22 protein-coding genes are annotated in these 17,949 nt (G+C 67.5%); 20 read left to right on the top strand and 2 right to left on the bottom strand.

The annotated features are described in order from the left end of the window. Both G481_RS24445 and G481_RS0117660 read left to right on the top strand, forming a co-directional pair. Positions 1-786 (top strand): phage portal protein (locus G481_RS24445; RefSeq protein WP_035026516.1); only part of this gene is annotated, 786 nt, incomplete at its 5' end. A 4-nt stretch (positions 787-790) separates the two neighbouring features. Continuing rightward, positions 791-2,824 carry a prohead protease/major capsid protein fusion protein gene (locus G481_RS0117660; RefSeq protein ID WP_245594993.1) on the top strand — a complete coding sequence of 678 codons (2,034 nt, stop codon included), beginning with the start codon at positions 791-793 and terminating at the stop codon, positions 2,822-2,824. A 2-nt stretch (positions 2,825-2,826) separates the two neighbouring features. On the opposite strand, the gene G481_RS0117665 is transcribed toward G481_RS0117660, so the two are convergent. Both G481_RS0117665 and G481_RS0117670 read right to left on the bottom strand, forming a co-directional pair. Beyond that, positions 2,827-3,114 (bottom strand): type II toxin-antitoxin system RelE/ParE family toxin, encoded by a 288-nt coding sequence (locus G481_RS0117665; RefSeq protein ID WP_028031182.1) that lies wholly within the window; start codon positions 3,112-3,114, stop codon positions 2,827-2,829. Positions 3,115-3,119: 5 nt separating this feature from the next. Further along, a complete protein-coding gene (locus G481_RS0117670) occupies positions 3,120-3,359 on the bottom strand; it encodes a ribbon-helix-helix domain-containing protein (protein WP_028031183.1) in 240 nt (79 codons plus the stop codon). A 71-nt stretch (positions 3,360-3,430) separates the two neighbouring features. Here G481_RS0117670 and G481_RS0117675 point away from each other — a divergent pair, with 71 nt between their 5' ends. The 18 genes from G481_RS0117675 to G481_RS0117755 form a co-directional block, all read left to right on the top strand. Then, positions 3,431-3,766 carry a DUF2190 family protein gene (locus G481_RS0117675; protein ID WP_028031184.1) on the top strand — a complete coding sequence of 112 codons (336 nt, stop codon included), beginning with the start codon at positions 3,431-3,433 and terminating at the stop codon, positions 3,764-3,766. Continuing rightward, on the top strand, positions 3,766-4,077 hold the full coding sequence (locus G481_RS0117680; protein WP_028031185.1) for a head-tail joining protein: 312 nt from the start codon (positions 3,766-3,768) through the stop codon (positions 4,075-4,077). Before G481_RS0117675 ends, G481_RS0117680 begins: the two co-directional genes overlap by 1 nt. A 5-nt stretch (positions 4,078-4,082) precedes the next feature. Continuing rightward, a complete protein-coding gene (locus G481_RS0117685) occupies positions 4,083-4,715 on the top strand; it encodes a DUF6441 family protein (protein WP_028031186.1) in 633 nt (210 codons plus the stop codon). A gap of 156 nt (positions 4,716-4,871) precedes the next feature. Continuing rightward, positions 4,872-5,402 (top strand): DarT ssDNA thymidine ADP-ribosyltransferase family protein, encoded by a 531-nt coding sequence (locus G481_RS25655; RefSeq protein WP_084451089.1) that lies wholly within the window; start codon positions 4,872-4,874, stop codon positions 5,400-5,402. Continuing rightward, entirely contained in the window at positions 5,402-6,046 is a 645-nt protein-coding gene (locus G481_RS24450) for a DarT1-associated NADAR antitoxin family protein (RefSeq protein WP_051294638.1), read from the top strand. The genes G481_RS25655 and G481_RS24450 overlap by 1 nt, the downstream gene beginning before the upstream one ends. Before the next feature lie 100 nt (positions 6,047-6,146). Next, positions 6,147-6,566 carry a hypothetical protein gene (locus G481_RS0117695; protein ID WP_028031187.1) on the top strand — a complete coding sequence of 140 codons (420 nt, stop codon included), beginning with the start codon at positions 6,147-6,149 and terminating at the stop codon, positions 6,564-6,566. A gap of 24 nt (positions 6,567-6,590) precedes the next feature. Then, positions 6,591-7,529: a phage tail tube protein gene (locus G481_RS0117700; protein ID WP_028031188.1), complete on the top strand. Its 939-nt coding sequence runs from the start codon at positions 6,591-6,593 to the stop codon at positions 7,527-7,529. Between the two features lie 11 nt (positions 7,530-7,540). After that, positions 7,541-7,978, top strand: coding sequence for a hypothetical protein (locus tag G481_RS0117705; protein WP_028031189.1), 438 nt, complete (start codon positions 7,541-7,543; stop codon positions 7,976-7,978). A gap of 62 nt (positions 7,979-8,040) precedes the next feature. After that, a complete protein-coding gene (locus G481_RS25660; protein WP_169728722.1) occupies positions 8,041-8,205 on the top strand; it encodes a DUF7697 family protein in 165 nt (54 codons plus the stop codon). Between the two features lie 27 nt (positions 8,206-8,232). Then, positions 8,233-10,674: a phage tail tape measure C-terminal domain-containing protein gene (locus G481_RS0117715; RefSeq protein ID WP_028031190.1), complete on the top strand. Its 2,442-nt coding sequence runs from the start codon at positions 8,233-8,235 to the stop codon at positions 10,672-10,674. Between the two features lie 61 nt (positions 10,675-10,735). Further along, entirely contained in the window at positions 10,736-11,362 is a 627-nt protein-coding gene (locus tag G481_RS0117720; protein ID WP_028031191.1) for a DUF2460 domain-containing protein, read from the top strand. Beyond that, entirely contained in the window at positions 11,359-11,709 is a 351-nt protein-coding gene (locus G481_RS0117725; RefSeq protein ID WP_028031192.1) for a hypothetical protein, read from the top strand. Before G481_RS0117720 ends, G481_RS0117725 begins: the two co-directional genes overlap by 4 nt. After that, complete coding sequence (locus G481_RS26910; protein ID WP_281171655.1) at positions 11,702-11,833, top strand: hypothetical protein; 132 nt, start codon at positions 11,702-11,704, stop codon at positions 11,831-11,833. Before G481_RS0117725 ends, G481_RS26910 begins: the two co-directional genes overlap by 8 nt. Before the next feature lie 4 nt (positions 11,834-11,837). Further along, entirely contained in the window at positions 11,838-12,509 is a 672-nt protein-coding gene (locus tag G481_RS0117735) for a lysozyme (protein WP_028031193.1), read from the top strand. Between the two features lie 4 nt (positions 12,510-12,513). Continuing rightward, entirely contained in the window at positions 12,514-12,744 is a 231-nt protein-coding gene (locus G481_RS0117740; RefSeq protein WP_028031194.1) for a hypothetical protein, read from the top strand. An 84-nt stretch (positions 12,745-12,828) separates the two neighbouring features. Then, entirely contained in the window at positions 12,829-13,713 is an 885-nt protein-coding gene (locus tag G481_RS0117745; RefSeq protein ID WP_028031195.1) for a DUF2163 domain-containing protein, read from the top strand. Next, positions 13,710-14,144, top strand: coding sequence for an NlpC/P60 family protein (locus tag G481_RS0117750; protein ID WP_028031196.1), 435 nt, complete (start codon positions 13,710-13,712; stop codon positions 14,142-14,144). The genes G481_RS0117745 and G481_RS0117750 overlap by 4 nt, the downstream gene beginning before the upstream one ends. 9 nt (positions 14,145-14,153) lie before the next feature. Then, positions 14,154-17,949: baseplate multidomain protein megatron (locus G481_RS0117755; protein WP_028031197.1), on the top strand; the 3,796-nt coding region annotated here is incomplete at its 3' end.

Consider the following 17,949-nt stretch of genomic DNA (forward strand, 5'->3'; position numbering starts at 1 on the left):
GTTCCCTGGGGCGCGCCGGTGATCCGGTCCTTGCGCGATCTCGACGACTATGAAGTGGCCGAACTGGTCCGCAAGAAGACCGAGGCCTGCGTCACCGCGATCGTCTTCGGCGACGACGAATCCCAGCAGGGCATCGCACCCACCGTCGTCGATGCCGATGGAAACCGGGTCGAACAGTTCGAACCGGGGCTGATCGCCTATGCGCGGGGCGGCAAGGACATCCGGTTCAACCAGCCATCCGCCACCGGCGGCTACGGCGAATACAAGCGCGCCAGCCTGCACACGATCTCAGCCGGGTTCCGGGTGCCTTACGAATTGCTGACCGGGGATCTGTCCCAGGTCAACTATTCCTCGATCCGGGCGGGTCTCGTCGAGTTCCGCCGCATGATCGACGCGGTCCAGTGGCAGCTCTTCATCCCGATGCTCTGCGCGCCGGTCTGGCGCTGGTTCACCGAGGCTGCATGGGCAGCAGGGCAGATCCCGACTCCGGATGTGCCGGTGGAATGGTCGCCGCCGAAGTTCGACGCGGTCGATCCCTACAAGGACGCGATGGCCGACCTGCTGGCGATCCGGACCGGCACCATGACGCTGGCGCAGGCCATTGCCCGGCAGGGCCACAACCCGGACGCGGTGCTGGCAGAAATCGCCGCGACCAATGCCAAGCTCGACGGCCTCGGCCTCGTGCTCGACAGCGACCCGCGCCGCGTCACCAAGACTGGCAGCGCGCAGGCGGGCGATCCGGCCAAGGAACCGACCGCTCCCGCATCCGAACCAGAGAAGGAATAGGGCCATGCCCGACACGATCATGGCGGCGCCGGTCGCCCTGCCGATGCAGCTGCGGCGCGCGCCCATCCTGCCGGCAACCGTCAATTCCGAGGCCCGCTCGGTCGATGTGGTCTTCACCACCGGCGCGGCCGTCCGGCGGCGGCGATGGACCGGTTGGGACACATCCGTTCCCTTCGATGAGATCCTTGAGGTCAGCGACAGGGCGGTGGATCTGACGCGCCTCAACGCCGGTGCACCGGCGCTCGACAGCCATTCGGTCTGGTCCTCGCATTCGCAGGTGGGCGTCGTCGAACGCGCCTGGATCGAGGGCAAGGAAGGCAAGGCCACCATCCGCTTCCCCCGTGAGGGGCTCGACCAGGCCGCCGACCGCATGTTCGGCCTGATCAGTGACGGCATCATCCGCAACGTCTCGGTCGGCTACTCCATCGAGCGGGTGAAGGTGGTCGAGCCCGCCGCGAAGGGCGAGGTCGAGCAGCGCATCGTCGAACGCTGGACCCCGCTCGAGGTCAGCTTCGTGACCGTCCCCGCCGATCCCCGCGCGCAGGTGCGCGCCTCGGATCAGGCCAACTATCCCGTCGAGATCGTCGACACCCGCATGCAAAAGGAGGCGTCCATGCCTGAGAGCACGACCCATGTGGCCGGGGATGTCCCCGCCAGCCATGAAACCCGCCAGCAGCCCGTCGGGGCCCCGGCGAATCCCGAACCAGCTGCGGCACGCATGCCGGATGCGCCCGCAGCCCCCGACACCGAGGCCATCGCCACCCGCGCCCGAGAGGCAGAGCGGGATCGCGTCTCTACGATCTACGATCTGACCGGCCGTCTGAACCTCGAACGCAGCTTCGCCGAGGATCTGGTCAAGCGCGGCCTCAGCGTCGACGAGTCCCGCCGCCTGATCCTCGATCAGGTCGCGGCCAGGTCAGACGAGACCCGCACCTTCCCCCATGTCTCCGTGCCCCTCGGCGGCCGGGACGAGCGCGTCACGCGCCGCGACGCGGTGGCGAACGCGCTGTTGCACCGTTACAGCCCCACTCTCTTCCCGCTGGAGGATGCCGCCCGGCAGTACCGCGGCATGACGCTGCTGGAACTCGCCCGCGAGAGCCTCGGCAATGCTGGGGTCAACACGCGGGGTCTGTCGCGCGACGAGGTGGCGACCCGCGCGCTGCATTCGACCTCGGACTTCCCCGAGATCCTCTCGGCCGTCACCAACAAGACCCTGCGGCAAGCCTATGACGCCTATCCCCGGACCTTCGCGCTCTTCTGCCGCCAGGTGCTGGCGACCGACTTCAAGTCGATGCACCGCGTCCAGCTGGGCGAAGCGCCGCAGCTGCTGGAAGTGGGTGAGAGCGGTGAGTTCAAGCGCGGCACGCTGGGCGAGAGCAAGGAGAGCTACAAGGTCAAGACTTATGGCCGGGTCGTCGCCATCACCCGGCAGGTGCTGATCAACGACGATCTCGACGCCTTCACCCGGATCCCGGCGATGTACGGCAACTCCATCGCGCAGCTGGAAAGCGACGTGGTCTGGGGCATCATCACCGCCAACCCGGCCATGGCCGACGGCAATGCGCTGTTCCACACCACGCACAAGAACCTCGCGGGCACCGGTGCGGCGCTGGACGTGGCAAGCGTCGGTGCGGCACGGGCGGCGATGGCGCTGCAGACCGGGCTCGACAAGAAGACGGTGCTGAACATCCGCCCCGCCTTCCTGATCGTCCCCGCGGCCCTCGAACTGAAGGCCGAGCAACTGGTCGCCCAGAACCTTGTCCCGGCCGACAGCGCCAAGGTGGTGCCGCAGTCGATCCGGACGCTGTCGCCGATCAGCGAGCCGCGCCTCGATGCCGCCAGCGCCACCTCTTGGTATCTCGCGGCCTCGCCCAACCAGATCGACACCATCGAATACGCCTATCTGGAAGGCCAGCAGGGCGCCTACATCGAGACCCGCAACGGCTTCGACGTCGATGGCGTCGAGATCAAGTGCCGCCTCGACTTCGGCGCCAAGGCCATCGACTGGCGTGGCCTCTACAAGAACCCGGGCGCGTAAGGTCAGATGAGGCCGTAGAGGTCGCGCCGCCCGTGCACGGCGCGGACGATCTCGATGTACTCGCCGTCGATCCGGTAGAGCAGCAGGTAGGACCCGCTGACCAGATAGCGCAGCCCGGGGCGGATATCGTCCCGGGCCGGACCCATCTGCGGATTGTCGGCCAGATGCGACGCAACCTCGTCCAACCTGTCGAGGACGCGGTCGGCTGCGGACGGATCGTCCTCGGCGATGTGCGTCCAGATATCGATCAGGTCTTCGCGGGCCGCCCGCGTGAAGAAGATCCGTGGCATGCGTGTCAGGACGCGCTTCTGCGGTTCCGGGCCTCGCGCTTGATGTCAGTCATGGTCGTGCCCGGCTCGGCGCGGCCGCTGGCAAGGCCCGCGTCCCAGAGTTCACCCACGACCCGCCGCGCCCGCCACTCGCGCAGCGCCTCGCGGACCACTTCGCTCGACGAGGCATAGGCGCCGCTGCCCACCGCCTCCTGCAGAAGGGCGGCATGCTCGTCGGTGATGGAAATGCTGATCTTGCCGGCCATGTCCGATCCTCCTGCCGCAAAGGTAGGAAAAATTCGCACCACGCGCAACTGTCACCAGAAGGGACACCCCCATGAAGAACTACGTCCAGCCCGGCAACACCGTCACCCTGACCGCGCCCTATGCCGTCACCTCGGGCGACGGCCTGCTCGTCGGAACCATCTTCGGCGTGGCCGCGGGCACTGCCACCCTCGGCGAAACCGTCGAGGCCGCGCTCACCGGCGTCTACGATCTGAAGAAGGTCGCATCGCAAGCCTGGGCCGCAGGTGACAAGGTCTATTGGGACAACACCGCCAAGGAAGCGACCAAGACCACCACCTCGAACACCCTGATCGGCGTGGCCGTGATCGCGGTGGCGGGCGGCGCAGGCGATGTGGTCGGCCGGGTGCGCCTGAACGGGGCCTTCTGATGAGCGCCTTTGCCGCCGCCGTGGGTGCGCTCTTCGCCGATCCGAATATCGGCCGGGATGCGGTCTACATCGCCGACGGCGGCGCGCCCGTCCTGGTGCGCATCGTCGCCCGGCGTGCCGATGCGATCACCGACTTTGGCGATGCCAGGCTCTGGTCGGAAACCACGCGCATCGATCTACGCGTGGCCGAGGTGCCGAACCCGCGCCCCGGCGACCGCATCGAAATCGACTCCGAGGCATTCGTCATACAGGGCGAGCCTGTCCGTGATCGCGAACGGCTGGTCTGGACGGTCGATCTGCACCCGGCGTGACGGCGATGAAGTTGAAGCTCGACATCGATCCCGACATCGTCGCGATGATGGCGGCCGAGGTCGCAGCGGGCGAGCGCGCGGTGTCCGCTGCGATCCGCGAGGCCGGGACCGGGCTGAAGGCCGCCTGGCGGCTGCAGATCACCGGCGCGGGGCTCGGGCCGCGCCTTGCCCGCACCATCCGGTCGGAGCAGTTCCCCAAGACCACGCCCAGCCTGAACGCGGCGACCGTGGTCTGGTCCAACGCCCCGGTCATCGTCGGCGCCCACGACACCGGCCCGCTGATCCGCTCGAAGAACGGGTTCTGGCTGGCAATCCCCACGCCCGCAGCAGGAAAGTCCCTGCGCGGGGGCCGGATCACCCCCGGCGAATGGGAGCGCCGCACCGGCCTGCGCCTGCGGTTCATCTATCGGCGTAGAGGCCCGAGTCTGCTGGTGGCCGAGGGGCGGTTGAACACGAAGGGCCGCGCCGTGGCGTCACGGTCGAAGACTGGCCGAGGCCTCGTGACCGCGCCGATCTTCCTGCTGGTGCCACAGGTCAAGCTGCCGAAGCGGCTGGACCTGGCACGGGATGCAGCTCGGGCGCATGACGCGGTGCCGGCGCTGATCGTGGCGAACTGGGTGGATGGGAGGATTGTTTGAACGGCAGCAACCCGCGCTTTTGCTTTCGTCCGACGAATGTCGGCTTCAGGTACCTCTTCGCCTCATTTTTCACAGGCAGACCTACGAGGTCGCTACTGGCCCAAGCGGTGGCTTTCGCGTATCAAGGAATGACAAAACTAACGAAAATGGAACACCATGACAGTCGACGACTTCATCGCTTTGATCAAGAAGAGTGGACAGCATGATTGTCTTTACCATTTCACTGACGAGAGCAATTTTGAGCAGATCGACAAACTAGGATTGGTTTCTAAAGAGCGAATGCGCAAAGAGGGTTGGTGGCCCAACACAACTGGTGGCAATGAATGGAGCCACGACCAAGACAGAGCCCGAGGTATTGATCCATTTGTCAGCCTATGCCTCACTTCAAATCATCCAATGAAGTATCTGGCACACAAGGATGGGCGCCTACCCAATCCAAGGTATCTGGTGATTTCTCCGGACGTACTGAAAATTCCGGACGTGCACATTGCGTTCGGCGTGGCTAATGCGAATGACACCTCGATCTTGCCGCTTTCAGACGCGTTGGCCCACCTTGACGTAGAGGTAATTTACGCGAGGACAAACTGGTCTGACCCCGACGTTCAGGCTCGCTTGCGTGCCGCAGAGAAAATGGAAGTACTCGTACCGAACGGTGTGCCTAGAAATCTAATATTGGGGTATCGATAGTGGCCAGCCGCCCTGTATTTCTGCCTGCTTTCAGCGGACCGCAATTGGTGCAAGAGCGTTCGTTCGATTTCCCTTGGGCTCCAGGCTTCGCTGAAGTCCAGAAAAAGAAAAATGTTGCAGCCCTACATAGCGCCGCAAGAAGGAGCGGTATCGAAAAAGTTTTAGAAATTTCATCGAAATCCGAAGAGGAGATCGGGAAAAGGTTGAGCGCATTTAGCCTAAAGGTGCCATTGAATACCGGCAAGTTCCCGCTTGAGAGCGTCTACCAAGGCTCGAAAACCTTTGAGCGGCGCGGGCCATTTCCGGAAGTATTTCGGATGGCGCCGCGCGAAGCTAAGCGCTTTATTCGAGAAGTAGATGCTGGAAATCTTGTTCGGTTTGAACTGGAGGGAGAACACTTTCCACTATCGCCAAAGAATGCTTTTTATGACTGGCTGTACATCCGATCGCTGGTAGAGCACGCTGACTGGATCGAGAAGAACGTTCACTATGATGGTTTCACGGACATAGAGTTCAATCCTGCCAAGCAGGTAAACTGTCAGGCACGGGCTTTTGCCGAATTTCTAAGCCTGCTGAGCCGATCTAAGCTGAAAGAGGCTGCGGGTGATTTCTATGTGTTCGCAGACATGCTGAACGTGGTGTGATGCACTCGCAATTTCCCACGATTGGGACCAACGTTCCACTAGGGCGTTTGTTTCGGCTCCATTCGGACCTCCCTCGCACCTGCAACCTGAAAAACACCAGATGCCCACCCCCCGCGAAACCATCCTCGCCGCGCTGCACGCGCGGCTCTCGGCGCTGCCCGCCACCGCCCTGCGCGGTGACGCGCTGCCGGAACGCGTCCCTGCCGGGGGCCTGCTGATCCTGCGCGACGGCGAGCCGGGAGAGCCGGAGGTGACGCTGTCGCCGCTGCGTTACCACTACCAGCACCGCGCCGAGATCGAGGCGGTCGTGCAGGGCGCCGCGCGTGACGCCACCTTCGACACCCTCTGCGCCGGCATCGGCGCGGCGATTGCCGCTGACCGCACGCTGGGCGGTCTCTGCGACTGGGTTGAGGCGGAAGCGCCGCGTCCGGTTGACCTGCCTGTCGAGGGCGCTGCCAGCCTAAAGGCGGCGGTGATCCCGGTCATCCTGCACTACACCACGGCCGATCCGCTCGGCTGACCTCACTCACCACAGGAGACTATGATGGCACGAGCCCATGGGGCGCGGGCGCAGATGGCGCTTGCGTTCGAGTCCGTCTATGGCACTGCGCCCGCCACGGGCTATCGCACGGTGCCTTTCGCCAGCACCACGCTCGGCTCCGAACAGCCGCTGATCGCCTCGGAACTGCTGGGTCAAGGGCGCGATCCTCTGGCCCCGATCAAGGACGCGGTCACCGCCGATGGCGATGTCGTCGTGCCGATCGATGTCGAGAACCTTGGCCTCTGGCTGAAGGCGGCGTTCGGCGCACCTGTTACCTCTGGCACCACGCCAAAGACCCATACCTTCCAGTCGGGGAACTGGACGCTGCCGAGCATGGCCATCGAGACGGCAATGCCCGAAGTGCCGCGCTATGCGATGTACACCGGCTGCGTCTGCGATCAGTTGTCGTGGCAGATGGCGCGGTCGGGGCTGCTGACCGCCACGGCGCGGCTGGTGGCGCAGGGCGAAAGCGTCGCGGCGGCCACGGCCGCTGGCACGCCAACCTCGCTCGCCCTGCAGCGGTTCGGGCACTTCAACGGGGCGATCACCCGTAACGGCACGCTGCTCGGCAACGTCATCTCGGCCGAGGTCACCTATTCCAACGGCCTCGACCGGATCGAGACCATCCGCAATGACGGCCGCATCGAGGGGGCCGACCCCGGCATGGCCGCGCTGACCGGCCGGGTCGAGGTGCGCTTTGCCGACACCGCGCTGATCACGCAGGCCATCGACGGCACGCCCTGCGAATTGGTCTTCGCCTGGAGCCTCGGGGCCGAGGCCAGCTTCACCTTCACGGCGCATGCCGTCTTCCTGCCGCGCCCGCGCATCGAAATCCCGGGCCCACAGGGCATCCAGGCCACTTTCGACTGGCAGGCGGCCAAGGCCACCAGCCCCGCCCGCATGTGCACCGCCGTCCTCGTCAACACCGTCGCAACCTATTGAGAAGGCCCTCCATGCTGACCCTCGACCTTTCGAACGCGCCGCAGTGGTGCGACCTCGTCCCCGGCGTGCGCCTCCGGCTCCGCCCACTGACCACGGCGCTGATGGTGGCTGCACGCGGTGATCCGGCGATTGCCGACCTGCCCGAGGGGGCCGCGACCGAGGAGGCCGCGCTCGCCATGGCCAAGGCGCTGGCGCGGCGTGCGATCCTCGAATGGGAGGGGATCGGCGATGCGGATGGCAATCCCATCGATCCGAGCCCCGAGGCCATCGACGCGCTTCTCGACATCTGGCCCGCCTTCGAGGCGTTCCAGACTTCATACGTCGCCAAGGCTCTCCTGCTGGACGCGGAAAAAAACGGCTCTGCGCCCTTGCCGACTGGTCCTTCGGCGGGGGCGAGCGCTACTGCGCGGCCTGCGCGGGATCCTGTCCCGACTGCCCCGCACGGCTGAACCAGCCGCTGACGCTCGAAGGCGCGCAGGTCTGGGACCTGGCGCAGCGCCTTGGCGGGCAGATGCGCGTCATCCCCGGCGCGGTGATCGGCTGGGACATGGGCGCGGCGCTGGCGCTGGGCTTGGCCCTCGGCATCTCCTCGCCTGCCATGGCCGAACTGCTGCCCGCCCTCGAAGCGGTGATGGTCCGCCGCGTCAACGAACAGATCGCGGCGAACCGCGACTGACCCCATCCCACCCGGAGCCCAGATCCCATGGCCGAGAAACGCGTCTCCGTCCGGCTTGCCGCCGTCGGTGGCCGCCAGGTGCGCGCCGAACTGGAGGGCATCGGCGAGGCCGGAGCAAAGGGTTTCGGTCGTCTGTCCACCGAGATGGAACTGGCCAACACGCGCCTCGCCAGCTTTGCCCGCAAGGCCGGGATCGCTCTGGCGGCGGTCACAGCGGCTGCGGCGGCGGCAGGGGTGGCGATGGTCCGCTCGGGCCTCGCGAACATCGACGCGCAGGCGAAGCTCGCGCAGTCGATGCGCACGACCGTCGAGAGCATCCAGACCCTGACCTGGGCGGGGGAACTGGCGGGCGTCTCGCTGGGCGAGATCGAGCAGGCGACGAAGAAGCTGACCACGCGGTTGTCTGAGGCGGCCGGCGGCTCGGGCGCGGCGGTCGGCGCGCTGCGGCGGCTGAACCTGACCGCCGCCGAACTGCAGGCCCTGCCGCTCGACCAGCGCATCGTGGCGATCCAGGACGCGCTGAACGGTTTCGTGCCCGAGGCCGAGCGGGCGGCCGTGGCCTCCGACCTCTTCGGCGACCGGGCGGCGCTGGCGTTCCTGCGGATCGACAGCGCCACCCTGCGCGATGCTGCCCGCGACGTGCAGGACTTCGGGGTGGCGGTCAGCGCGGCCGATGCCGCCCAGGTCGAGCGGACGGGCGATGCCATCGCGCGCCTCAGCCTGATCTGGACCGGCCTCGTGAACCGCTTGACCGTCGCCGTCGCCCCGGCGCTGGAAACCATCGCCACAAAACTCGCCGACATGGCGCGGGCGACCGGCCCCATCGGGCAGGCGATCACGGCGCTCTTCGACAACCTCGCACGGCTTGCCACCTATGCAGCGACCTTTGCGGCCGTCATGGCCGGGCGCTGGGTCGCGGGAATGGCGGCCGCTGCCCTGTCGGTGCGCGGCCTTGCCACCGCACTGGTCTTCCTGCGCGGCGCGCTGATCCGCACCGGGATCGGAGCCCTGATCGTTGGCGCCGGGGAACTGGTCTACCAGTTCTCGCAACTTGTGACCCGTGTCGGCGGCGTGGGCGAAGCCTTCCGGCTGCTCGGCGATCTCGCCAAGGAAGTCTGGTCGCGCATCGGCCTGTCGCTCGACGCAGCCTTTGCCAACATGGCCGCTGGCTGGGAGGGGCTGAAGGCGGCCGGTCTCTTGGCGCTGGAAGGCACCATCGCGGGCGTCGTCAGCTTCGGCGACCGGACGGCGGCGATCTTCCAGGGGGCCTATGACGCGGCGGTCGCAATCTGGGGGAGTCTGCCCGGCGCGATCGGCGACTTCGCCTTCCAGGCCGCGAACGGGCTGATCTCGGGCGTCGAGGCGATGCTGAACGGCGTCGTCACCCGCATCAACAGCTTCATCGAGACCCTGAACGCAGCACTGGCGCTGCTGCCCGAATGGGCGACAGGCGAAGGTGGGGTGCGGATCGGCATCCTCGATCCGGTAGAGCTTGGGCGCATCGGCAATCCGTTCGAAGGTGCCGCAACGGCCGCCGGTGCCGCCGCCGCGGATGCCTTCTCGGCCGCCCTCGGGCGCACCTATCTGGAACCGCCCGACCTCGGGCTCGGTGCCATGGCCGACGATGCCCGCGCGCGAGACGTTGGCTATCGCGAAGCGGCTGGCATGCTGGCCGATGCTGCCGGTCGGCCGCTGGCCAGCTGGCAGGCGCTGAAGGATGCCGTGACCGGCACGGGGGCCGATGCCGAGACTGCGCTGGCAGACGCAGCTGCCGCAGCCGGGGCGCTGGGCGAAGAGATGGACGATACTGGCGGGGCGGCAAGTCGCGCCGGTGCGGCCGGGCGACAGGCGGGGTCCGACACGGCGGCCGGAGCCGAGCAGGCCCTCACAGGCTGGCAGGCCGTCACGGCGGTGCTTGCCGACTACGCCGCCAAGGCGCGCGAGATCGGCGGCGATATCGGCAGCGCACTGGTCGGGGCCTTCCAGAGCGCCGAGAATGCCATCGGCGACTTCGTGAAGACCGGAAAGCTCGATTTCCGGGATCTGGTGACCTCGATGATCGCCGATCTGGCGAAGCTCGCGGCGCGGCGCTTCATCCTCGGTCCCATCGCCAATGCGCTTTCCGGCGCGCTGGGCGGGGCGGGTGGGATTTTCGCGAACATCCTGCATTCGGGTGGGATGGTCGGCGCCCCTGGTCCCGGCCGGATGGTCCCGGCGCTGGCGTTTGCCGGTGCGCCCCGGATGCACAGCGGGGGCTGGGCCGGGCTGCGCCCCGATGAGGTGCCCGCGATCCTGCAAAGGGGTGAGCGGGTTCTGTCGCGCCGGGAAGCCGCGGGTTACGGCCAGGCAGGGGCCTCCACCGTGAACGTCACGATCAACGCCCGCGACGCCGAGAGCTTCCGCCAGTCCCGCACGCAGGTCGCAAGCGACATCGCCCGCGCCGTGTCGCTGGGTCGGAGGGGGATGTGAGTGCGACCCCGCAAGTGGGAACCGGTTGCGGGGACCAGAGCACGAACGATGGAGAATTCTGATGGCATTTCACGAGGTCCGGTTTCCGGACAACATCAGCCGTGGGGCACGCGGTGGCCCGGAGCGGCGCACGCAGATCGTCGAACTGGCGAGCGGGGCCGAGGAGCGCAACGCGAGCTGGGCCAACAGCCGTCGCCGCTATGACGTGGCTTACGGTATCCGCCGCGCCGACGATCTGGCGGAGGTCGTCGCCTTCTTCGAGGCCCGAAACGGGCGCCTGCACGGGTTTCGCTACAAGGACTGGGCGGATTACAAATCCTGCCTGCCGTCGCAGGCGGTCGCGCTGACCGATCAGCCCATCGGCACCGGCAATGGCGCGGTCACCACCTTCCCCCTGCTGAAGCGCTACACCTCCGGTGCCCAAAGCTGGACCCGGGCCATCGCCAAACCGGTGGCAGGGACCGTCCGGATCGCGCTGAACGGGGTGGAGCAGATGAACGGCTGGAGCGTCAACACCACCACCGGCAGCGTGACCTTCTCCACCGCCCCGGGCGCGGGTGTCGCAATCACGGCGGGCTTCGAATTCGACGTCCCCGTCCGCTTCGACACCGACATTCTCGACGTCACCCTCGATCTCGAGCGGCTGGGGTCAATCACTTCCATCCCGCTGCTGGAGATCCGCACATGAACGACGAGACCGGATTTCTGGCGGCGGTGTTGCGCGAGCTCGCGGCATCGACGGCGGTGATCCTCGCCGCCTGGGGCGCGCTGGGAGGGGCGACCAATGCGTTGACGACGCGGATGCGCCTCCGCGATGCGCTGCGCCACATCCTGCTCGGCGGGCTGATCGCGGCCGGGATGGGCAGCTTCTCGATGGCGCTCGTCACCGCCTGGCTCGCCCTGCCGCCACAGGCGATCCCCGCGGGCGGGGCGGCAGGCTCGGCCGCCTATCTCGTGGGCGTCTTCGGCCCGGCCTTCATCGAACTCGTCCTCGCCCGGCTGCGCGGCGCGAATGGAGGGGCAGACGATGAATGACCTTCTCCGCCGCGCGCGCGCCCTCCGCTGCGACCCGGGCGATCCCGGTCAGGCCTTCCGCCACCGCCTGGGCGTTGGCCTCGCCGTCGCGGTGCTGATCCTCGTCCTCTCGCTTCTCCGGTAATCCCATGCATATGACCGACCGGGGCCTCCTGGCCCTCGTCCGGCACGAGGGAATCGTGCCCGGACCCTATCTCGACGTGAAGACCGTCTGGACCTTCGGCATCGGCCACACGGCCGCCGCCGGTCCGCCCGATCCGGCGCAAATGGCGCGCGGCATGCCGGCCGATCTCGATGCGGGGATCCGCGAGGCTTTCCGGCTCTTCCGCGCAGACCTCGCCGCCTACGAGGCCGCGGTGCTGCGCGCGGTGAAGGTGCCGCTCGCGCCGCACGAGTTCGATGCGCTGGTGTCTTTCCACTACAACACCGGCGCCATCGCCAGGGCCACGCTGACGAAGGCGCTCAACGCCGGAAATCGCGTTGCAGCCGCCGACGCGTTTCTGAACTGGCGGCGACCGGCCTCGATCATCCCACGCCGCGAGGCCGAGCGCGAACTCTTTCGTCACGGCCGCTATCCCGGCGGGACGATCCCGGTCTGGGCCGTGGACCGCAACGGGCGGGTGGACTTCTCCCGGCCGATCCGGCGGCTCATCGAAACCGAGGCCATGTCCCTGATCCGGCCGCTGGCCGCACCGGCACCACCCGCTCCGTCACCGCAAGCCGACATGCCGCCCGACCCACCTTCCGGCTGGCTCGCCCGGCTGGCCAACCTCTTCACCACCCTGATCCGGAGGGTCTGATACCATGCGTTACATCCGTCCGAACTCGCTCACCTGGTGGGCGGGGCTGCTCGCCTTCGCCACCGGCGCCGCCTCCCTCGCGCTGCCCGCCACCGGCCCGCTGGCCGACTTCGCCCGCCTCGTCGCGACGCTGGCAGGCTCCGGCGATGCATCGCCTGCCGCGCTGATTGCCCTCGGCCTCGGCCTCATCGGCCTGCGCGACCGGATCGAACGCGGGTTCCGCGGCGATGATTGAGTTCCTCGCAGGCATGGTCGTGGGCGGTGCCATCGGCATCCTGATAGCCGCCCTCTGTGCGGCAGCAGCACAGGGCGACCGGCCATGAAATCCCTCCCGCCCGCGCTGCAGGCCCATCTCGACGACGGCACGACGACGCTCGCCTGGTGCTGGCGGATCACCCGGGCAGATGGCGTGACCTTCGGCTTCACGGACCATGACCGGACCCTGTCGTTCGACGGGACCGAGTTCGAACCCGAAAGCGGGCTGACGGCGTCCGAGGTCAGGTCGGGGTCCGACCTGTCCGTGGACGCGCAGGACGCCCAAGGCGTACTTTCGTCCGACCGGATCACAGAGACCGACATCCTCGACGGCCGGTGGGACAATGCGGCGGTCGAGGTCTGGCGGGTGAACTGGTCGACCCCGGCGCAACGCGTTCTCCTGCGCCGCGGGGCCATCGGACAGATCCGGCGCGGACGGCTGGCCTTCGTGGCTGAAGTGCGCAGCCTCGCCCACATCCTCGGCCAGACGGTCGGGCGGACGTTCCAGGCCAGCTGCGATGCCGCGCTGGGCGATGCGCGCTGCGGCGTGAACCTCGAGGCCCCGGCCTTCAAGGGCACCGGCGCGGTGATCGACGTGTTACGGGACCGGGCCTTCAGCGCTTCCGGTCTCGGCAGTTTCGCGGCAGGCTGGTTCGCCTTCGGGTTGGTGGAATGGTCGACCGGCGCGAATGCCGGGCGGCGGGTCGAAGTGCTGTCGCATGACCTCGTTGATGGCGTGGCGATCCTGACCCTGCTGGAAGCCCCGGTGCGCCCGATCATGACGACAGATGCTTTCGTGGTACGCGCGGGCTGCGACAAGCGGATTGCAGCCTGCGGGACGAAGTTCGCCAATGTCGCGAACTTCCGAGGGTTCCCGCACATCCCAGGGCAGGACGCAGTCCTGCGCTACGCCACCAAGGATGGTGGGCACGAGGGATCAGTGCTGTGACGGCCGCCGATCCCGCCTGCGTTATTGCCGCCGCTCGGTCATGGCTGGGCACGCCCTATCACGACCAGGCCAGTTTGCGCAGGGTCGGCTGCGACTGCCTCGGCCTGGCACGAGGCGTCTGGCGCGAAGTCGTCGGGCCGGAGCCGTTCCCGATCCCGCCCTACAGCCGGGATTGGGGCGAGACTGGGCCGCGCGAGGTGTTGGCCGATGGGGCGCGGGCGATGATGCCGGAGATCGCACCAGCCGACGCACCACCCGGTGCGCTGATCCTGTTCCGCATGATGCCGCGTGCCATCGCCAAGCATGTCGGGATCCTGACCGGACCCAACACCTTCCTCCATGCCTATGAGCGCCTCGGCGTGATCGAGGAACCGCTGACGCCCACATGGCGACGCCGCATCGCCTTCGCCTTCCTGTTCCCCGCACGCTGAGATTTTCTCATGGCCACGCTCGTCCTCGGCGCTGTCGGTTCCGCCATCGGCGGGGCCTTTGGCGGCGCGATCCTCGGCTTCTCTGGCGCCGCCATCGGCGGTTTCATCGGCTCGACCATCGGGTCGGTCGTCGACAGCTGGATCGTATCCTCGCTGGCCCCCGCGCAGAAGATCGAAGGCCAGCGCCTCGACAGCCTGCGCATCACCTCGGCCACCGAAGGGGCGATCATCCCGCGCCTCTACGGCCGCATGCGCATTGGCGGCAACATCATCTGGGCCACGGATTTCCGCGAGGAAACCAAGACTACGACGCAAGGCGGCGGGAAGGGTGGCGGCGGCGGCAAGGTCCGCACGACCGAATACCTTTACTATGCCAGCTTTGCCGTGGCGCTCTGCGAAGGCCCGATCTTCGGCATCGGCCGCATCTGGGCCGATGGCAAGCCGCTCGACATGACCGGCATCACCTGGCGCTGGTATCCGGGCGATGAGGCGCAAGCGGCCGACCAGTTCATCTCTGCGAAGATGGGCGCGGCCAACACCCCGGCCTATCGCGGCACGGCCTATGTGGTCTTCGAGGAACTGCCGCTCGCGACTTACGGCAATCGCCTGCCGCAGCTATCCTTCGAGGTGTTCCGGCCGCTCGCGGATCCCGACACGGCCGAGGGGCTGGTGAAGGCCGTCACCATGATCCCCGCCTCGGGCGAGTTCAGCTATGCCACCGCGCCCGTCAAGAAGACCACCGGCGCTGGCGGCGCGACCGTGGCCGAGAACCTGAACGCAATCGCCGACACTGCTGACATCGTCGTGGCACTGGATCGGCTGCAGGCGATGGCCCCGGCAGTGGAAAGCGTCAGCCTCGTCGTGGCCTGGTTTGGCGATGATTTGCGCGCCGGGAACTGCAAGGTGCGGCCGGGCGTCGAAGTTGCGGCCAAGACAACGACTCCCTCGACTTGGGTGGTGAACGGCGTCAGCCGCGCAGACGCATTTCTGGTCAGCCGAGATGCCGAGGATCGTCCGGTCTACGGCGGGACGCCTGCGGATTTCGCGGTGGTGCAGGCCATCCAGGAGATGAAAGCGCGCGGGCTGCGCGTCACCTTCTATCCCTTTCTGCTGCTGGACGTGCCGCCCGGCAACACGAAGCCCAATCCTTACAGCGCCAATGCCGCCACCGCTGGCCAGCCGACATTCCCCTGGCGTGGCCGCATCACCTGTTCCCCGGCAGCGGGTTTTGCAGGATCGGTGGACAAGACCGCCGCAGCCGCCACGCAGGTATCAGCCCTGTTCGGCACGGCGGCACCCATTAACTTCAGCGTGTCAGGCACCAATGTCAGCTGGACCGGCCCGGTCGGCGAGTGGTCGCTGCGCCGGATGATCCTGCACTACGCGCATCTGTGCCAAGCGGCCGGGGGCGTCGATGCCTTCCTGATCGGCTCCGAAATGCCCGGCCTCACCACGATCCGGTCGGGTGCCAGCAGCTATCCCGTCGTCACTGCCTTCAAATCCCTCGCCGCCGATGTGCGCGCCATCCTCGGCGCTGATCCCAGGATCGGCTATGCCGCCGACTGGTCGGAATACTTTGGCCACCACCCTTCAGATGGGTCGGGCGATGTGTTCTTCCATCTCGATCCGCTGTGGTCGGATGCCAACATCGATTTCATCGGCATCGACAACTACATGCCGCTCTCCGACTGGCGCGACGGGTTCGACCATGCCGATGCGCTGGAAGGCTGGTCCGCGATCCATGATCGCGGCTACCTGCAGGCCAACATCGCTGGCGGCGAGGGCTTCGACTGGTTCTACGCCTCGTCCGCCGACCGGTCGGCGCAACTGCGCACGCCGATCACCGACGGTGCCGCGGGCAAGCCTTGGGTGTTCCGCTACAAGGATCTGCGGGCCTGGTGGTCGAACCCGCATTTCAACCGGCCGGGCGGGGTAGAGAGCGGCACGCCGACCGTATGGGTGCCGCAATCGAAGCCCGTCTGGTTCACGGAACTGGGATGCCCCGCCATCGACCGAGGCACCAACCAGCCCAACGTTTTCTTCGACCCGAAGTCGTCCGAAAGCTTCACCCCGTACTTCTCCCGCGGATGGCGGGACGACGCGATTCAGCGCGCCTATCTGGAAGCCAGTTACCTTTGGTGGGGCCAGGGCACGAACAACCCGACGTCCGCGATCTACGGCGGCCGGATGGTCCATGTCCCCGAATGCGCCGCCTGGACTTGGGATGCACGCCCCTATCCGTTCTTCCCCGAACTGACCGGCGTCTGGACGGACGGCCCGAACTGGCGGCTGGGCCACTGGCTGACCGGACGACTCGGCGCGGTGTCCCTCGCCGCCCTCGTGCGCCACCTATGCCTGCGCGCCGGGCTGGCGGAAGACCTGATTGACGTGTCGGGACTCTGGGGCGCGGTCGAGGGTTATGTCATCGGGGCCCTCGAAAGCCCTCGGGCGTCGATTTCCACGCTGGCCCGACACTTCGGCTTCGATGCCATCGAGACCGAGGGGGTGATCCGTTTCGTGATGCGCGGCCGGGCATCCTGCCTCACCCTGACGGTGGATGATCTGGTCGCCAGCCGTGAAGGCGAGGCATTCGAACTGACCCGTGGTCAGGAGACCGAACTGCCGCAAGCGCTGAAGTGGCAGGTCGCGCGCGCGGACGAAGACTATGACGCGGCCCTCGTCGAGGCCCGCCGCATCACCGTCGACACGACGCGCATCGCATCCGAGTCCTTCCCGATGGCGATCCCGCCCGAGGAAGCCGAACGCCGCTGCCGCCGCGCGCTGATGGAGGCCTGGATCGGCCGGGAAAGCGCCACCTTCCGCCTGCCGCCCTCGCGGCTCGCCCTCGATCCGGCCGACGTGATCCGGCTGGCGCATGATGGCCGGGAGATCGAGTTCCGCCTCGTCTCGGTCGCCGATGCCGAGGCGCGCGGGATCGAGGCGGTGCGTCAGGATCGTGCCGCCTATGATCTGCCGCCCGGCGATCCCCGCCCGGCCTCACTGGCGAGTCCCGTCGTCTTCGGCACGCCGGAAGTGGTCATGCTGGACCTGCCGCAGATCAGTGAGGATCAGCCCGCCCATCGCCCCCTGATCGCCGCGCATGCCAGCCCCTGGCCCGGCGAGATCGCCGTTTTCCGCAGCGCCTCGACAGATGGGTTCGCCTTGCTGACGACCTTCGGCAGTCGTGCCCGGATCGGGACACTGGCCTTCGACTTCTTTCCCGGGCCGACGTCGCGCTTCGATCTGGGCAACGCGTTGCTGGTCGATATGCTGTCTGGAACGCTGGAAAGCGTAACGGATGTCGCGCTGTTCGGCGGAGCCAATGCGGTAGCCGTCGAGACAGCGGCGGGCCTTTGGGAAATCGTCCAGGCGGGCGCGGCCGAATTGATCGCCCCCGGCCGCTACCGCCTGACCCGTCTGCTGCGTGGCCAGCGCGGAACGGAATACGCGATGGGCAACCCGGCCCCGGCCGGGACACGGGTGGTCGTGCTAGATGCGACGCTGGCCTATTTGCCCATCGCCGAAGCCGACCTTGGCCTGCCGTGGAACTGGCGGGGGGGGCCGGCCGCGCGCACCGTCAGCGACGCGAGCTATGCTGCGCTGGGCTTCACCCCGACCGGGCGCGGCCTTGTCCCGTTCGCGCCGGTCCACGTCGAACAGCCGTGGCGCACGGCACGCAGCCCGGGCGATCTGACTATCCGTTGGACGCGGCGGTCCCGGGCGCTTGTGGCCGACGCATGGGAACAGGTCGAGGTGCCGCTGGCCGAGGAGCTGGAAAGCTACGACGTCCAGATCCTCGATGGCT

Origin of the sequence: Gemmobacter nectariphilus DSM 15620 (assembly GCF_000429765.1) — a bacterium.
Taxonomy (GTDB): domain Bacteria; phylum Pseudomonadota; class Alphaproteobacteria; order Rhodobacterales; family Rhodobacteraceae; genus Wagnerdoeblera; species Wagnerdoeblera nectariphila.

Coding starts and splice junctions, on each gene's coding strand:
- G481_RS0117660 (WP_245594993.1), top strand. CDS start 791: ATGCCCGACACGATCATGGCGGCGCCGGTCGCCCTGCCGATGCAGCTG.
- G481_RS0117665 (WP_028031182.1), bottom strand. CDS start 3,114: ATGCCACGGATCTTCTTCACGCGGGCGGCCCGCGAAGACCTGATCGAT.
- G481_RS0117670 (WP_028031183.1), bottom strand. CDS start 3,359: ATGGCCGGCAAGATCAGCATTTCCATCACCGACGAGCATGCCGCCCTT.
- G481_RS0117675 (WP_028031184.1), top strand. CDS start 3,431: ATGAAGAACTACGTCCAGCCCGGCAACACCGTCACCCTGACCGCGCCC.
- G481_RS0117680 (WP_028031185.1), top strand. CDS start 3,766: ATGAGCGCCTTTGCCGCCGCCGTGGGTGCGCTCTTCGCCGATCCGAAT.
- G481_RS0117685 (WP_028031186.1), top strand. CDS start 4,083: ATGAAGTTGAAGCTCGACATCGATCCCGACATCGTCGCGATGATGGCG.
- G481_RS25655 (WP_084451089.1), top strand. CDS start 4,872: ATGACAGTCGACGACTTCATCGCTTTGATCAAGAAGAGTGGACAGCAT.
- G481_RS0117695 (WP_028031187.1), top strand. CDS start 6,147: ATGCCCACCCCCCGCGAAACCATCCTCGCCGCGCTGCACGCGCGGCTC.
- G481_RS0117700 (WP_028031188.1), top strand. CDS start 6,591: ATGGCACGAGCCCATGGGGCGCGGGCGCAGATGGCGCTTGCGTTCGAG.
- G481_RS0117705 (WP_028031189.1), top strand. CDS start 7,541: ATGCTGACCCTCGACCTTTCGAACGCGCCGCAGTGGTGCGACCTCGTC.
- G481_RS25660 (WP_169728722.1), top strand. CDS start 8,041: ATGCGCGTCATCCCCGGCGCGGTGATCGGCTGGGACATGGGCGCGGCG.
- G481_RS0117715 (WP_028031190.1), top strand. CDS start 8,233: ATGGCCGAGAAACGCGTCTCCGTCCGGCTTGCCGCCGTCGGTGGCCGC.
- G481_RS0117720 (WP_028031191.1), top strand. CDS start 10,736: ATGGCATTTCACGAGGTCCGGTTTCCGGACAACATCAGCCGTGGGGCA.
- G481_RS0117725 (WP_028031192.1), top strand. CDS start 11,359: ATGAACGACGAGACCGGATTTCTGGCGGCGGTGTTGCGCGAGCTCGCG.
- G481_RS26910 (WP_281171655.1), top strand. CDS start 11,702: ATGAATGACCTTCTCCGCCGCGCGCGCGCCCTCCGCTGCGACCCGGGC.
- G481_RS0117735 (WP_028031193.1), top strand. CDS start 11,838: ATGCATATGACCGACCGGGGCCTCCTGGCCCTCGTCCGGCACGAGGGA.
- G481_RS0117740 (WP_028031194.1), top strand. CDS start 12,514: ATGCGTTACATCCGTCCGAACTCGCTCACCTGGTGGGCGGGGCTGCTC.
- G481_RS0117745 (WP_028031195.1), top strand. CDS start 12,829: ATGAAATCCCTCCCGCCCGCGCTGCAGGCCCATCTCGACGACGGCACG.